13 protein-coding genes and 1 tRNA gene are annotated in these 16,222 nt (G+C 46.3%); 4 read left to right on the forward strand and 10 right to left on the reverse strand.

Annotated elements, in window-relative coordinates; translation table 11 throughout:
* Positions 1–39 precede the first annotated feature (39 nt).
* Positions 40–1,617, forward strand: a complete 1,578-nt coding sequence (locus QGT73_RS08555) for a peptide chain release factor 3 (RefSeq protein WP_280122190.1) — start codon at positions 40–42, stop codon at positions 1,615–1,617.
* 84 nt (positions 1,618–1,701) lie between these two features.
* Here the strand turns inward: QGT73_RS08555 and QGT73_RS08560 are convergent, their stop codons facing one another.
* The 10 genes from QGT73_RS08560 to QGT73_RS08605 form a co-directional block, all read right to left on the reverse strand.
* Positions 1,702–2,727: a Gfo/Idh/MocA family protein gene (locus QGT73_RS08560; RefSeq protein WP_341874112.1), complete on the reverse strand. Its 1,026-nt coding sequence runs from the start codon at positions 2,725–2,727 to the stop codon at positions 1,702–1,704.
* A gap of 9 nt (positions 2,728–2,736) precedes the next feature.
* On the reverse strand, positions 2,737–3,801 hold the full coding sequence (locus tag QGT73_RS08565; RefSeq protein WP_280122202.1) for a radical SAM protein: 1,065 nt from the start codon (positions 3,799–3,801) through the stop codon (positions 2,737–2,739).
* 76 nt (positions 3,802–3,877) lie between these two features.
* Positions 3,878–5,404, reverse strand: coding sequence for a sigma-70 family RNA polymerase sigma factor (locus QGT73_RS08570; protein ID WP_280122192.1), 1,527 nt, complete (start codon positions 5,402–5,404; stop codon positions 3,878–3,880).
* A 145-nt stretch (positions 5,405–5,549) separates the two neighbouring features.
* On the reverse strand, positions 5,550–6,797 hold the full coding sequence (locus tag QGT73_RS08575) for an ABC transporter permease (protein ID WP_280122193.1): 1,248 nt from the start codon (positions 6,795–6,797) through the stop codon (positions 5,550–5,552).
* A gap of 32 nt (positions 6,798–6,829) precedes the next feature.
* On the reverse strand, positions 6,830–7,384 hold the full coding sequence (locus QGT73_RS08580) for a helix-turn-helix domain-containing protein (protein ID WP_280122194.1): 555 nt from the start codon (positions 7,382–7,384) through the stop codon (positions 6,830–6,832).
* 2 nt (positions 7,385–7,386) lie between these two features.
* Positions 7,387–8,706, reverse strand: coding sequence for a tRNA lysidine(34) synthetase TilS (gene tilS / locus QGT73_RS08585; RefSeq protein ID WP_280122195.1), 1,320 nt, complete (start codon positions 8,704–8,706; stop codon positions 7,387–7,389).
* Positions 8,707–8,721: 15 nt separating this feature from the next.
* A complete protein-coding gene (locus tag QGT73_RS08590; RefSeq protein ID WP_280122196.1) occupies positions 8,722–9,990 on the reverse strand; it encodes a glycoside hydrolase family 28 protein in 1,269 nt (422 codons plus the stop codon).
* A 13-nt stretch (positions 9,991–10,003) separates the two neighbouring features.
* Positions 10,004–10,804, reverse strand: coding sequence for a rhamnogalacturonan acetylesterase (locus QGT73_RS08595; protein WP_280122197.1), 801 nt, complete (start codon positions 10,802–10,804; stop codon positions 10,004–10,006).
* Between the two features lie 65 nt (positions 10,805–10,869).
* Complete coding sequence (locus tag QGT73_RS08600) at positions 10,870–12,072, reverse strand: DUF4861 domain-containing protein (RefSeq protein ID WP_280122198.1); 1,203 nt, start codon at positions 12,070–12,072, stop codon at positions 10,870–10,872.
* A 109-nt stretch (positions 12,073–12,181) separates the two neighbouring features.
* Positions 12,182–13,042 (reverse strand): sigma-70 family RNA polymerase sigma factor, encoded by an 861-nt coding sequence (locus tag QGT73_RS08605; protein WP_123617146.1) that lies wholly within the window; start codon positions 13,040–13,042, stop codon positions 12,182–12,184.
* 199 nt (positions 13,043–13,241) lie between these two features.
* On the opposite strand from QGT73_RS08605, the gene QGT73_RS08610 reads away from it, so the two are divergent.
* From QGT73_RS08610 to QGT73_RS08620, 3 genes are all read left to right on the forward strand, one after another.
* Entirely contained in the window at positions 13,242–14,069 is an 828-nt protein-coding gene (locus tag QGT73_RS08610; RefSeq protein WP_280122199.1) for a glycogen/starch synthase, read from the forward strand.
* Positions 14,070–14,095: 26 nt separating this feature from the next.
* Positions 14,096–15,514 carry a DUF4270 family protein gene (locus QGT73_RS08615; protein WP_280122200.1) on the forward strand — a complete coding sequence of 473 codons (1,419 nt, stop codon included), beginning with the start codon at positions 14,096–14,098 and terminating at the stop codon, positions 15,512–15,514.
* A 115-nt stretch (positions 15,515–15,629) separates the two neighbouring features.
* Positions 15,630–15,702, forward strand: a tRNA-Thr gene (locus tag QGT73_RS08620).
* Positions 15,703–16,222: the final 520 nt, after the last annotated feature.

Here is a 16,222-nt window from a genome sequence, read left to right on the forward strand (position 1 = left end):
ATTTTTTGTAATTTTGCACGCGAAAAACCAAGCTGCAATATGTCACTACAAGATGAAATAGCACGCAGACGCACGTTTGCCATCATATCACACCCCGACGCGGGTAAAACCACTCTGACCGAAAAACTGCTGCTCTTCGGCGGCGCGATTCATGTCGCCGGAGCTGTAAAGTCAAACAAAATCAAGAAGACCGCCACTTCCGACTGGATGGAAATCGAGAAACAGCGCGGTATATCCGTAGCCACCTCGGTTATGGGCTTCAACTACGGCGACTATAAAATAAACATTCTCGACACTCCGGGCCACCAGGATTTTGCCGAGGACACTTACAGGACTCTAACAGCAGTCGACAGTGTAATCATCGTTGTCGATGTAGCCAAAGGCGTGGAGCGGCAGACCCGCAAACTGATGGAAGTGTGTCGTATGCGCAACACACCGGTAATCATATTTGTAAACAAACTTGACCGTGAGGGCCGTGATCCGTTTGACATACTCGACGAATTGGAGAGCGAACTGAAAATCAGTGTCCGTCCTCTCTCGTGGCCAATCAACATAGGTGAAAAATTCAAGGGTGTGTATAACATCTACGAACATTCACTTGACCTATTCACCCCCGACAAACAGCGTGTCAGCGAGCGTGTGGAAATCGATTCGGTCGATGATCCACGTATTGACGAAGCTGTCGGCGAGACCGATGCGGCCAAGCTACGTGAGGATCTCGAACTCATTGAGGGTGTCTATCCCGAATTTGACGAAAAGGCATATCTTGACGGAAAAGTTGCGCCTGTATTCTTTGGTTCCGCACTCAACACGTTCGGTGTCAAGGAGCTTCTTGACTGCTTTGTGAAAATTGCACCCGCTCCACGCCCCACACAATCGGAGGAGCGCGTAATCGAGCCGTCGGAGGCAGGATTCTCAGGCTTTGTGTTCAAGATTCACGCCAACATGGACCCCAACCACCGTTCTTGTATCGCGTTTGTGAAAATATGCTCAGGCAAGTTTGAACGCAACGCACCTTATAAACATATACGTACGGGCAAGACTCTCAAATTTGCCGCCCCCACTGCATTTATGGCTCAGAAAAAAAATGTTGTGGATGAAGCATATCCCGGAGATATCGTCGGCATCCCCGATACAGGCAACTTCAAGATTGGCGACACACTTACTTCGGGTGAAAATCTGCATTTCAAGGGTCTGCCATCATTCTCTCCCGAGATGTTCAAGTATATTGAGAATGCTGACCCTATGAAATCAAAGCAGCTGGACAAAGGCATACAGCAGCTCATGGACGAAGGTGTGGCCCAGCTCTTCACCAATCAGTTTAATGGACGACGTATTATCGGCACGGTAGGACAACTGCAATTTGAGGTAATCCAGTATCGTCTGGAGCATGAGTATGGCGCGCAATGTCGCTGGGAACCCATATCTCTTTACAAAGCGTGCTGGATAGAGAGCGACGATCCCGAGGCTTTGGCCGCTTTCAAAAAAAGGAAACATCAATTCATGGCCACCGACCGCGAAGGCCGCGACGTATTCCTGGCCGACTCAGGTTATGTACTGCAAATGGCACAAAGTGATTTCCCCAAGATTCGCTTTCATTTCTCAAGCGAATTTTAGTCACAAGCATAAGAAAAACGCCCGATAAAACCTTGCAAGTCCTGATTTACAGGGTTTTATCGGCGTTTTTCTTATGCGTATTATTTAATTCTGTTTTAATAATGTAAGTAATTTGTATGTATGGCATAGGCTTGACATCGGTGACAGATTTTTGCCTGAATGTTCCACCATGTCGGCAAAAGCCTTAATCTCAGAAAAGAATCCTTGAGTATAAAGCTGGTTGTTGCCTATAAGTGGACTAAAGTTATTTCGCCCAGACAGTAACTGTTCAGTTGTCGTGAATAACCCAATCTTGTCTAACGGGACTCCGGCAATTTTCTTCGGATGCGGGTAATGGCATAACCGCTCCATTTGGTCGAGACAATACGCTCCAGACAATGTATTGACATGAAGTGATTCCTTCGGATTGGCCCATGTGTAAGCTGTGGATAATTCAATCATGCACTTCACATTCCCGTGGGAAAGCAATGCCTGAACGGTGCTTGCACTGTTTCGGTCAGTACGTTGGACAGCCATAACTTCCGCTTCACCGAATAAATATAACGCCAAGTCTACAGGATGGATGAACAGATCGATAAACGGTTCTCCTTCGGGGTATGCTCCGGTGTGGTACGATAAGGTATAACTTATGACCTCATTTTTTGACAGCCGTTTGTTCAGCATCTCTGTCAATGGAGAATATCGTTTCTGCATGCCGACCATTGCCATTCCCCGGATGTCGGCTGCAATAAGACATTCAAGCTGTTCAGATGTCTGACAGGGAGGCTTTTCTACAAAAAGATATTTGCCGGACTCTATCACACGTGAGCAAAGTTCATAATGAGTCTGTGGCGAAGTGCATACGAATACGCCTTTTACATCACTGTCATTCAATATGGTATCCAACGAAGTCGTAGATGTCACTCCAAAACGGCGTTCTATCGACGGTAATTTGTCAGGACTATGACAACAGATATATTTCAAACGTATACCAAGATATTGTAGTATAGGGTAAAGGTTTTGCAGGGCGTGGCTGCCTACACCAATAAAAGCGTAGTCGGCTGAATAGGGCGATTGAAGCATTTTCCGGTTACGTTGACTCCGCCAGCGTTGTATCAAACTATTCATCATGCGCTCAATTTACTTTATGCTTTTGAAATATTCACGATAAGTCTTGTGGCAGTCGGCACACCATTGATACTTACCATAGAAATACTCGATAATCTTTTTGGGCAGGACTTTCTCCAGGTTGCGTAAAAAAATAATATCGTATTTACGATGGAAATTAATCCAGCACCCATTACATTCTTTCGAATAGCGGCATTGTGTGGCAACACTTTCTGACGAGTTAAAAATATCGTCAAGAGATTTTTCCTTTATATTACCCAGCATTACATTAAGATTCTGACATAGCGGTACATTGCCGTCAGGATGAACCACCAGTGAGCCGACTATCGAATGACATCGCAAACGCAGATTGCCACTGCGCCACTGGTCGTAGAGTACGACAAAGTCATAATTCTCCTGTGTGTTGTGTATATTCTTGGGTATTTGTGTGAGATATTCTGCCCGCTGTGTATTTAACATCTCAACCTTTGTGTCAAAATAAGCCATCGTGCCGTATATGCCGATACGTATGTCAACATCATAGTGCCTTGCAATATCAATGGTATATTCCATATCCTTGAAGCTGTTGAACGGCGAGAGACAAAACATAAGTGATATCGGAATCTTATCTTTCAACTCCTCAACAACAGCTATCACCTTGTCATGCCCGTCAACACCGCGCATATAACTGTATGTGTTGCGGTTACCGTCAAGCGACAGATACAAGTGTTTCGGACGATAACAATTAGCCAGCTCAATGACTTTTTGCGAATGCAGACCATTGGAAAGCAGCGTGTAGTTAGGATGATTTCTATGAAACCATTCCATTATCTCATCGGCCTGTGGATGCAGCACAAACTCGCCGCCTTCAAGCCCCACGGTTGTTTGCCGGCTTATACAACGGCTTGACATCAACGTCACTATTTCATCTTTTGACAGCTCATCGTGAGGTTTCTGCCATATAGAGCAATGGCGGCAACGCGACTGACAACGGTTGGTTGCGTAAATCATCAGTTGCGCCAGTTTTTTGCTGTCAGGAAATAAGATGTTACGTGCAAGCAATGCACCATTATGAATATAGTCAGCTATCTTATACATTTGTGGTTTTGTTAATTCCACCGTATAGATGAGACTACACCCCAAAGACTGCATAAGTCGCCTTTATTTTATCAAGCTACCATGTTAACCTCAATCCTATCGGTATTGTAAGTTCAAATGGTTTATCCTGCCGTATTGTCTTGATGTCCGAGTCGGGTTTGAAATAGTATCTGAACGATGGTTCGGCATATACACTGAACGACGGTGTAAAGTGATATTGTATGCCTATTCCTCCTTCTGCTGACCATTGTAACGGTGCAGTAATATTGTTTTTGGTTTTACTCAATTGCGGTGAGTATTCCATTACCGACTGACTGCCGTAGACCGGAATATCCAGAGCTCCGCCTCCTTGTCCATACAAAGAGAACCCTTTATATGTGAATATGCGATAGTTGAGTTTCAATGGAATACCAATATAATGTATGTGTCGGATTGTTTTCTTATCCACCACTTTGCTTTGAGAGATGATGTCGGAACGCAGAAATGTATAACGCAGACCTGTTTCCACGCTCCAACGGTTAGAAAATGACTTATTGACAGATATACCAATCACCAACGGCATATAATGTCGTGTCCTCTCCGTGACTTCAATTTCACCATCCGGTCCTTCGACATCGGGTATAGCCGGATTGGGAATACGATAGCGATATAAGTCGTTTTGTTCCATACTGCCGGAGTATGCCAAAGATAGTGACCAATCAGGATTTTTCGAGTGCTTTGTGACAGGGTGCTCCTCTTGCTGTGCGATAAGTTCCTCTCGGTTTATAATTATCCCTATGGAATCATTGGCAATACTATTATTTTTTTTATCCGCGATGCTATCAGTCTGGATTGTCACTTCTGCGATATTCTGTTGCGGCTCAGGATGTCGGATTGCATTGTAAATAATTTTTGGACTTGGCGTGATACTATCAGTCATTGATTTTGTATCAACAGTTGAGTCTGAGACTCGGGGAGTTTCTATGTCTGTTTTTTTACTTATAATCGGTGATGACGATGATTCTTCCTTGTGATTGAACAGCCCATGCCAGACGAGTAATATAATCCCGACAATTGACAGCATGCCCATTTCCATACGATATTGCTTAATCAAGCGTCGCAACATTGCTTTTGCATGTGTGAGTTGCGAGGATGAAGAATGTGGCGCGATGCCAAGCAATGCAGCTATTTCTTTATGCGAAAGCCCGTCAAGAGACGCGAGCCGAAAGACTTTACCATAACCCTTCGGTAATTTGTCGATTATCTTGTCTAATTCTTCCCATGTCATTTCGCGTGTTTCATCCGCAGCCTCACAGGCATTATCAGCAATCACAGTGTCCTGTATGGGAACAGAAATATGGCTCGATTCATCTTTCAGATATTGGAGCGACAGGTTTTTCATTATGGATGTAAGCCAGGCATCTACTCTGTCTCCATTCTTTAGAGAGCCTATTGACGTGAAGGCAATCAAGAATCCATCATGTAATACATCTTGTTCTATATCAGTGTTATGAATATAATAAGACACTATTTTACGCATAGGCGTGAAATAAGTCTGATAGAGAATGCCAAAGGCTTCTCTATCCCCTGATTGGCACCGTTTAACAAGCTGTATTTTGTCCATTGATATAAATATACTGACAATAGATGAAAAAATAGACAAAAGACTGCATCAATTAGGGAGAAAAATTTTCCCGGACTCTGATAAAACAAATAGAGCCCAATTTCTTGTCGAATAGAAATCGGACTCTATTTGTTTTGGTTTTAATTCACTCATATCTTATCGCTTTTGATGGCGGGATGGTGGTGATTATAGCAGAAGGGAGCAACAACATAAATAATGACAGAACGATTATTGCCACGTTGAGTGCAAGGATTACAGACCATTGTATTTCGACCGGTACATGATCCAGATAATAGGCGTCAGGGTTGAGAGGTATGATGCCGGTAGCCCGTTGAATATACAACAGTCCCAATCCGACAATATTACCTATAATCAGTCCGCGGATGAGTATACGCACCGACATGATTATAAATATGGAGCGTATCTGACGGTTGGATGCTCCGAGTGCTTTCAGTACTCCTATCATGTTGACACGTCGAAGTATCAGTATAAACAGTGATGACACCAGTGTAAGCAATGTCAACAGAGACATAAGTGTAAGTATCACTTTGACATTAGTGTCAAGAAGAGCAAGCCAGTTGAAAAACAAAGCCGCTGTCTTGTGGATATTAAGCACAGTATAATGCCGCTGGGTTTTGCCGGTATATAATTGGTCAAGATAGGTGGATATGATTGTATGTTCCGCATTGTCAATTGCATCGTCATCCGGCAGTCCGTTTATCTCTATCATCGTCGCGCATGAATCAGGGACGTCGGCTACACGTTGTAGCATTGATAGAGAGCCGAATATCATATTTCGGTCATACTCGCTGAAGTGAGTGTCGTAAATGCCGGCGATTTTCAATCGGCGTATGCGATAGGCTCCGTCGCCGAGAAAATACGTGTCGATTTTTTGTCCCGGTTCGAGCGAAAGCGCGCGTGCGAGTGTACGTGAAACCACTATATGGTATTCCGTAGAATCGGCACTGTAATCAGGCACAGCCCCTTCCACAAGATTGGATTTAATAAATGACCAGTCATAATTCCTGTCAACACCCTTGATTACCGAACCTGAAAAGTTGTCGGGAGTCTTTAGAATTGCCGGCTGACGGCCAGTGAGTGTATATTTCACATTTGACGGAAGTATTTCCCGCAGTGGAGAGATGTCATCATAAGATAATAGGATAGTGGAGTCAGGGTCGGTGTCAGGGGTGAGTCCTATTGACAGTTGTGAGTCGAAACCTATTACTTTCTGACGTATCTCTGAGCGAAATCCGTTCATGACAGCTATGGATATCAGCATTACGGTTACTGACAATGCTATGCCCGCAATGGCGATAATCAGCCCGGTCGAACTGTCTCGGCGAGTTGATTTGAGCGGCAAATGGCGGGCTATGAAAAAGGATACCGACATGGATTTGTGATTGGATATTTTTGAAATATACGTTATACCTCATTCAGACCTCTGCGTTCCATCGAAGTACGTAGGTATTCGGTCGGGGTCAACCCTGTCACACTCTTGAACTGACGTGACAGATGGGCGGTACTTGAGTAGCCGGTCATGTCGGCAATCTCGCTTATGGTGTATTGTCCGTATCCGAGCAACTCTTTGACCCATTCGACACGCTGAGCCATCTGATACTTCTCGAGCGTGCGCCCTTCATGAGCCGAGAACACCCTGCTCATGGTGTCGTATGTCGCACCGATATGCCGTTCGAGACATGCCGAAAGGTTTAGCCGACACTCACCCGGCTGTCTTACATGTTCGATGACTGCACGCTTTATTTTCTCTACCAACAAGCTGTCGGCATCAAGTATACGTGTAAATCCTTCGTTTTCGAGCAATCGGTCAAGCATCATAGTTGCCGGTCCGTCAAGCTGCTGCTTAACCTCGGCTCTGCCGAGAGTAACGCTGACGGGGGTAAGTCCGGCCGAACGCAATACACGCTCGACAGCTTCAACACAGTGGTGGCATACCATGCCTTTGATGAGTATCTCCATATCTACTCAAACGTAATTTTTATAACAGATGTTGTGGCGTCATTAACTTTAAAATGACGGGACGCCCGCAAACCTATAACCCACATGAGCACTCCATCCCGAAAGAGTAACGGCACCGAATGTTTCTGACGTGAGCTATACTTTGCGTCGGTATACAAATCGCTCACCAACCGAGACCCTTTCATTCCAAAAGGAGCAAGTCTGTCACCTTGACGCCAGCTACGCATGCTCCATTTCGGATTACCCTCTAAAACCGACGAATCAAAATAGATGACATTTTTATTGCTCATGCCATTTCTGACCTCATCCCAAAAATCTGAAATCGACATCCGTGACATCGAGAACGGATGTTCTGATAAGTCAACTTTTCTCTCTTCATCAATCGTTTCGGACTGCCGAGACAGTTTGCCGCGCTCATAGATATAACGACCTTTGGGAGTGATGAACATTTGCCCGGAAGTTGTGTCGGAAGCCTCGTTTGTCACGCAGTCATAGAGATCATCAATCTGCGAATGTGTGAAGCCGAACGATGTCAAAGACTCATGAAGAATGGAGCGGGGGTGTGGCTCGCATCTTATAAGCCTCTCTATGTCGATGATCCCATCCGAATCATACAGACTGAACCGTGAGTCAGTCAACGCTTTATATAAGGAGAAGTTTTCTCTGAGTACACCGAGTGATCTGACAATCGATGACATTGCGCCTGGAAACTCCTGCTCAAGCATCGGAATAATCACATTGCGCAGACGATTACGTTTATATTCATTTTCACTATTGGTGCTATCAGTAACCCATCTGTAACCACGTCCGCTGACATAATCCTCAATTTCAGCTCTCGTACATTCGAGCAACGGCCGCACTATTCGTCCGTTTACCGGCAACATACCCTTCAGGCCGGCAATGCCGCTTCCACGCAGCAGATTAAGGAAAAGAGTCTCCACATTATCCTCACAGTGATGTCCGACAGCGATATATTCACCGATACCGGAGTCGATCAGTCCGTTCCACCAGTCATATCGAAGCGATCGGCAGGCCATTTCTACCGATTCGCCCGTTTCAGCTCGGCGGGTCGTGACATCGAAATCAATGGTTGCAAGTTCCACACCAAGCATTCTGCATATGCTTTCGCAATGCTCTTGGTCACGGTTACTTTCCGCACCTCGCAGATGAAAATTGCAATGTGCGGCGAGAATGTGACAACCGGCTTCCTTAAGGGCAAGCAACAGTGCCATAGAGTCGACACCCCCACTCAACCCCACGATTATGCGTGGTGACTGAGGGAGGTGCCGATGTATAAACTCCTTTACTTTTTTTGAGAGCATATAGAGTCAGGGGGGTTATTTAGCGGGATTCTCGACAGTCTTGCCGTTCATCACCACATTTTCGAGGCGGACATCGGGATAAATGCATTCAAATCCGGGATTGGAAGCCTCGACCTTGATGTTGCGCATTACGAAGTTGTTCACGGTGTCATCCGCATTTCCGGCAATAGTTCCGAGTGACTTGACCTTGACATCAACATTTTCTATCAGAATGTTGCGTACGATTCCGTAAGGCTTCTCATTGGAACCTTCGAGGGTGAAGAACTGTTTCCAGGGCTTCATGTCAATGACTGTGCCGCTTGAACCGGTGATGTTTTTTACCGTCACATTCTCATATATCTGATAGGTATCGGGACGCATCTTGAGACGAAGGATAGCTGTGCCGGTATTAACATGACAGTCGCGAATCTCGATGTTGCGGGCGTGGATACACTCGCTGCCGAGAGTGAGGGTGCCGTGCAGGTTGGGGCCGAATGTACAACGCTCCACAAGGATGTTTTCAACTATTCCGTTCTCTACCGAGCGGTTGGCATACACGCCCTTGCCGCCTTTGATACAAACACCGTCATCGTCACAGTTGAGATAGCAGTCGCGTACAATTACATTGGAGCAGACATCAAGGTCGATGGCGTCGCTTGACGGAGCGCGTACCGGTTCGCGGGGTGCTGTTATACGACAGTTCTCGATAATTACATTGTTGCACTGATAGAGATGTGTGGTCCAGAATGGAGAGTTGCAGAGGGTCGGGCCGCTAAGTTTCACGCTGTCACATCCCCACAGGAATACAAGTCGCGGACGATGCACTTCAAGATTGGTGCATGATTTTTTGATTTTGGCACGCTCGGCACGTAATGCCCAGAACTGTTTCCAGTATTTCAGTCCGTTACCGTTAATCATGCCGGGGCCTGTAATTTGAAAGCCATCTACGTGATAAGCGTTGATCAGAGCTGCGTAATAATATATGCTGCGGCCCTCCATGCGTGAGGGGAGGAGGGGGAAGTTTTCAATATCATCCGAGCCTTTGATGCAACCGCCTTCCTTGAGATGAAGAGTGGTGCCGGGCTTGAAGAACAAAGCACCTGTCAGGAAGGTGCCTTTTGGCACTACTATACGACCACCGCCATCGGCTTCAGCCTGATCGATGACTTTCTGTATGGCTGTAGTCTGGATTTTGGTACTGTCATTCTTGACACCGTGAGAGGTTATTATATAATCCTTGGCTGAAAGCTGCTGTGAGAAGGCTGCAACCACAGCAAGCGAAATAGTTGCTAATATTTTGTTCATTGATGATTTTCAATTATTTGAGATTATAGACTTCAGGACGAATATACTTGCGCAATTCAGGCATTTTTTCAGCAAGAGCTTGTACCGCGAGACGCGATACGACAAGGCCGCCATGCACATTGAGGTGAGTGTTGTCAATCTTGCCTTTGGGGCAGAATTCGTAGGTATTGGCCGGAATCCACATGAACAGTTCGCGCGAAGCGGTAGTGCCAAGTTCCTGTACGAGTTTGCGAGTGAGTTTGTTCATGTCGATAAATGTCACGCCGGTCTCTTTGGCCACATTACGGGGCGAGTCAAGATAGGCTCCGTGGGTGTCGACAAGAATCACACCTTCCTTGGGATATTTGCCTTTCCACTCGGGCTGCTTGTCATCGGTCTCGGAGGCAATATCAAGCATTGCTGTCGGCGGGAAGTTGCGGCGGGCTATCGCATTCATAAGTATTGGAGTCGCCCCCTTGCTTTTGGCGTCATTGACAAAACGACGGAGATTTTCGTCAAAAGTTCCTCCGGGCACGGTGTATCGGTCGGGACTCTTGATTTTCTCGTCATTGTGGCCAAACTGTATGATTACATAATCGCCGGGACGCATAAGCGACATTACCTTATCCCAGCGGCCTTCATCAATAAAACTTTTAGATGAACGACCGTTGACGGCATGATTGTCGACCTTGACAGCCCCCTGAAGATATACGGGGAGCATCTGTCCCCAGCCTCGCTCCTGATTTTCCTTGTCAAGAGGTTTGTTGGCCATGGTCGAATCTCCGATCATGAATACAGTAACTGTGTCAGTTGGTTCGGTCGCTGCCTGTGCCATAAACGGCAGTGCAGCTGAAAGAAAAAGTGTGCTTAAAATTTTCATGGTTATTAATTGTGGTTTACTTATTTCCCTTTTTTATTTTTTCGTGTTTTGCTTACTGTAACCTTCACAGGATTATCAAGATGTTTACGCCACACGGCAAGGTGATCAAACCAGGATTTTGCATCACGAGGCGAACACTCGTCGCGCAGGGCTGCCGCTGTGATATGATATTTTATTTTGCCGTTGCGGTCAGGCGATACAAGTGTCAGATAATTCACATCATCTTCCAGGGTTTTGACCAGATAGGGTGCGCTGACCGAGATGCCGAGTCCGAGAGTATCGGTCAGTTGCGGCATCCCTTTGTCGGGAAGATTATTACCCCAACTACCGGCAAGACCGTTAGTGCGGATAAAGCCCTCGTTGTCATTCATGATTTTTTGTACACCGGTGGCAAATACAGCTCCATTAGGAGCCCCCTTCAATGTCACTTCCACCTCATAGTCGCGATGACCTTTATATATGGTATAGCGTTGTGTCATGTCGATAGGATGTCCGTTGTAGTTCCATCCGCGGTCTGAGACTTCGATTACCGAACGCAATGGGCCGGTGGTGACGACACGCTGTCCACGGGTGGTTACTGAATCAATGGTAGTCGGCGTTCCGTTCTGCCAACCGCGAAACGACCCCATTGCAACGGAAGTACCGACCCAAAGAATGTCGCGACCATATCCTTTGCCAAGCTGGTCGGCTGTTGTGTAGAAGCCTGTTGTCTCAAGTTCAAGCTGAGGGCGGTTTTTGGCATACAGGTCTACACTCTGGCGGTTGTCCATGTACACGCGTATGGCGTTATATAATCCTTCGAGCACCGCACCATGTCCATAGATGCTGTTGTACATCTGGCGGTTGTCGACGTCTCCTGGATAAGTAATCGCCAAGATTTTCGGATATTTTTTGTTCTTATCGTTAAGCTTGAGATAAGCATAAGTCCCGGCTTCGAATGTGGCTGTGGTGTCGGGAACTGTCGACAAGTTGAGCGTAAGAGTGCGGGTCTCACCAGGCTTCATGTCAAGCATGACGACAATTTCATCGGCGACGCCGTCACCATTCATGTCGTCAAGCTGATAAGGCATATCGTTTATTCCGGCTACTTTTACCGAACGGACCTCTCCGGCCGATGTCGGGATGGGTACTACCACGGGGACGTCACTGCGCTGCTCGGGTAGGGGATTGCTGATCGTCACGTAGAGTGACGACAGCAGTGCTGTGATGAGTGATAATGTCATTGAGTTAATCATGGGAAAAGGTACAAAACACCACACTCCGGGCTATGCACGAGGAGATGATAGATATTTTGTACCTTATTAGAATAATAGCAGGCGTTGCACTCGAAGATTACTGTCCGAGATAAGCCTTTAGCAAGTGGCTCTTTTGTCCCTTCAGGCGACGGATGGCCTTCTCCTTGATCTGGCGCACACGCTCGCGGGTGAGATCAAATTTCGCACCGATCTCCTCAAGAGTCATTTCCTGGCATCCTATGCCGAAAAACATTTTGAGGATTTCACGCTCCCTGTCATGGAGCTGCTTGAGAGCACGGTCTACCTCCTTGGCGAGCGACTCCTGGGTAAGTGTGGCGTCTGCCATGGGAGAGTCGTCGTTGGTGAGCACATCAAGGAGGCTGTTGTCTTCACCCTCGACAAAGGGTGCGTCCACCGAGATATGACGGCCGGAGACCTTCAGAGTGTCGGCTATCTTGTCGACAGGCACATCAAGACGTTCAGCCAGCTCCTCGGGGGAGGGGCGACGCTCGTTTTCCTGCTCGAATTTCGATAGAGCCTTGCTGATTTTGTTGAGTGAGCCCACCTGGTTGAGAGGCAGACGCACGATACGGCTCTGCTCAGCGAGAGCCTGCAGTATTGACTGGCGAATCCACCATACTGCATAAGAAATAAATTTAAAACCGCGGGTCTCGTCAAACTTTTGTGCCGCTTTAATCAAGCCGAGATTGCCTTCGTTGATAAGGTCAGGCAGGCTGAGTCCCTGGTTCTGGTACTGCTTTGCCACGGATACAACGAAGCGAAGATTGGCACGTACGAGCTTGTCGAGTGCTCGCTGGTCACCCTGATGAATACGCTGTGCAAGCTCTACCTCTTCCTCTACGGATATTAGCTCTTCACGGCCTATCTCCTGGAGAAATTTGTCGAGCGACGCGCTTTCACGGTTGGTGATTGATTTGGTTATTTTTAATTGTCTCATGTCTTACTTAACGCACAATTAACGTGCAAAGTTAATCAATTATTGTGTAATTTGCCCTATTTTAGTATTTAAAATTTAATAAAACTGAAAAATCGGGCAATAGTGCGGCTTTTATGGTGAAAATTACACACTTTTTTAGTAACTTTGTGTCGCGGAAATTTACACCCGCACCGAAAATAATCGACCATAACCATTTTCAATGGAGTCAAAGAAAGTTCTATTCATCTCACAGGAGGTATACCCTTATGTGCCCGAAACCCCGATGTCCAAGCTGGGATGCGAGATACCGCAGTCCGTTCACGGCCGGGAATTTGAAGTGAGGATATTCACCCCTAAGTACGGGTGCATCAACGAGCGGCGTAATCAGCTTCATGAAGTGATACGCCTGTCAGGCCTTAATCTCATGATTGACGATAATGACCACCCTTTAATTATTAAGGTGGCTACGCTTCTGCCCTCGCGTATGCAGGTCTACTTTATCGACAATGACGACTATTTTCACGCTCTGCCCGACAAGGGACTGGAGACTGAAGTCATCCCCGAGGATAACGACGAACGTCTTATGTTCTTCACCTCCGGCGTGATTGAGACTGTAAAAAAACTCCGTTGGCAGCCGGCTATAATACATTGTAGCGGCTGGGTGTCGGCATTGGCTCCAATGTATCTCAAGGCGAAGTACAGCGACGACCCCACATTCAGGTCTTCCAAAATCGTATTTGCTCTTCAGCCCGAACGCTTCGACGGCACTCTTGACGGCCGCTTTGCCGAAAAACTCAGCATGAACGAGTTTACAGCCGACGACATCGCAGCTATCTCAAGCAAACCGGTTGACTATGTGGCCCTTAACAAGCTCGCTATAGATTATGCCGATGCCATAATGCAGGTGACCGATGATATTGATCCCGAAATCCTTGATTATGCTGTAAAATCAGGCAAGCCTTTCCTTTCATACACCCCTCAGGAAGAACGCAAGGAGGCCCAGCTCGAATTTTATCGTGACCTTCTGGATTCTGAGGAGGACGATTAAGCCCCTATACTATCAGAGACATCAACATGAAACATATTTTACCATTCATAGCTCTCGGTATGACCGCAATGGCCATGCAGTCGTGTGAAGACTCCGTTTCACAGGCAGGCAGCTCTCTCGTCGAGGACGAAGTGGAAATCATCGAGGATTCCTCTTTTGCTGTCAAGGGAGTGTCCGATCCAAACAATGCTGTGCGCTCCCGTACAGTATTGCAGTTGCTCGGCCGACTCTCCGCAGAGGGCTATGGCGACTTCTCGTCAGACATCGTGTGTCAATACATGCCGGCGGCAAACATCGACACCACCAATACAAAGGCATCTTATGTCGACTCGGTAAAACTCCTGCTCACTATGTATAAAGGAGGGTTTGCCGGTGACTCCGTGGTGCCAATGGGCGTATCGGTACATAGGCTCACGAAGCAGCTTCCGACTGACATGTACAGCAATTTCGATCCTACGGGCTATTACGATGTCACCCCCATGGCATCGGCCGCGTATTCAGCTCTTCTTGACGGTTCGCCCTATGCCGGCACCGACTCTGAAGGTAGCCAGTATAAACACATTGCTGTTGACCTTCCGCGACAGTTTGGAGTTGATTTGTTCAATCTCTATCTCGACTCCCCCGAGACACTTTCTTCGCCGCAAGCGTTTGCAAAATGGTTTCCCGGATTATACATAACCACATCGTTTGGATCGGGCCGTGTCGTTCGCATAAGCAGCAACTCCATTCAGGTGTATTATCATTCGGTATATCATATTGATGATACTGAAAATCCCCGAGACACCACCATCAGTTATGTGGGCTCATATCTTGGCGTTACCCCTGAGGTGTACACCAACAATAATATGACCTACAAGATGAGTCCGAAACTCAAAGCCCTTGCTGATGAAGGAGAGTCAATTCTCGTTGGGCCGCTTGGATATGATGTGGAGTTCAAATTTCCCGCTCGCGAAATACTCAAACGCTATAAAGAACAAGCAGGCGAACTTGCCATTGTCAATTCTTTGTCATTTTCCATCCCTGCCACTGCCATTGAAAATGACTACGACATAGCTCCGCCGCCATACATTCTGATGGTCAAGAAATCCGAGAAAGAGAAATTTTTCTCCGCGCTTAATGTCAACGACAACCTTTCGTCGTTCTACGCGTCGTACAACTCAACAACCGGCACATACAACTTCTCGTCGATGCTCAACTACATCAACGATATTATCAAGAAAGGCGAAGTGACAGCCGAGGATGAGGAGTTTGTGATATGCCCGGTTAATATCTCCTATTATCCGTCATCTTCATCGTCGAGCTACTATTCCTATTATTACTATGGATACTCGACAACCACCAATACCATCAGCTCCATCTCGCCTTATGTAACGGAGCCGGTAATGGTAAAACTCGATTTTGACAATGCGGAAATAGATTTTACATTTACCAGGCAGACATTGTAAGAGGAGTCTCATCATCCGAATAGACAAAAAAAACAAGCTACCACATAAAAATATATGGCAAAACGGTGTCAAAATTAAGAAATTATTCTTAACTTTGCACCGCAAAAGCCATTAAGCCGCAATAGCTCAGTCGGTAGAGCATTTCATTCGTAACGAAAAGGTCGTGGGTTCGAGTCCCACTCGCGGCTCAAATAACATAGATTGAAAATCAGTTGATTACATCAATTGGTTTTCAATCTATGTTATATAATATAACCAAAACTCTTGCCATAATAAAAGTTTTTGCCCATTTTGCGATAAAATCCGTGCGTGGTTATCTTTATAATAAGCCAAATGCAGTACCTAACGCCGTAAAATTTATAATCTTCTGTCCGAATTCGGTGGTAATACCCACAGTTTCCCTCATGACCTTGCGCAGGCTTCCGCTTCGACAGTCAACCTTTTCAGGCTGTCGGCTCCGTCTGCGATTTTGAAGGATATGGATATGGTGCTGTTTGAAGCCATAATATTTTGAGGTATTAAATAATATTTGTAAATTGCGACTTAAATAATTAAAGTACTTTAGGGTCAAGCCGAAATGGCGGTGCATATGTTAAATTTGGCAGTTAGAAGTGTTAAATTTTTAGGCGTAGAGTTTGACCAGTCGGAATATGAAGAAGTCTCGGTCCCGAACCCCGCGCATTTGTGAGCGAAATATTTTGACTTTAG

The organism is Duncaniella muricolitica (assembly GCF_910574735.1).
Classification (GTDB): Bacteria; Bacteroidota; Bacteroidia; order Bacteroidales; family Muribaculaceae; genus Duncaniella; species Duncaniella muricolitica.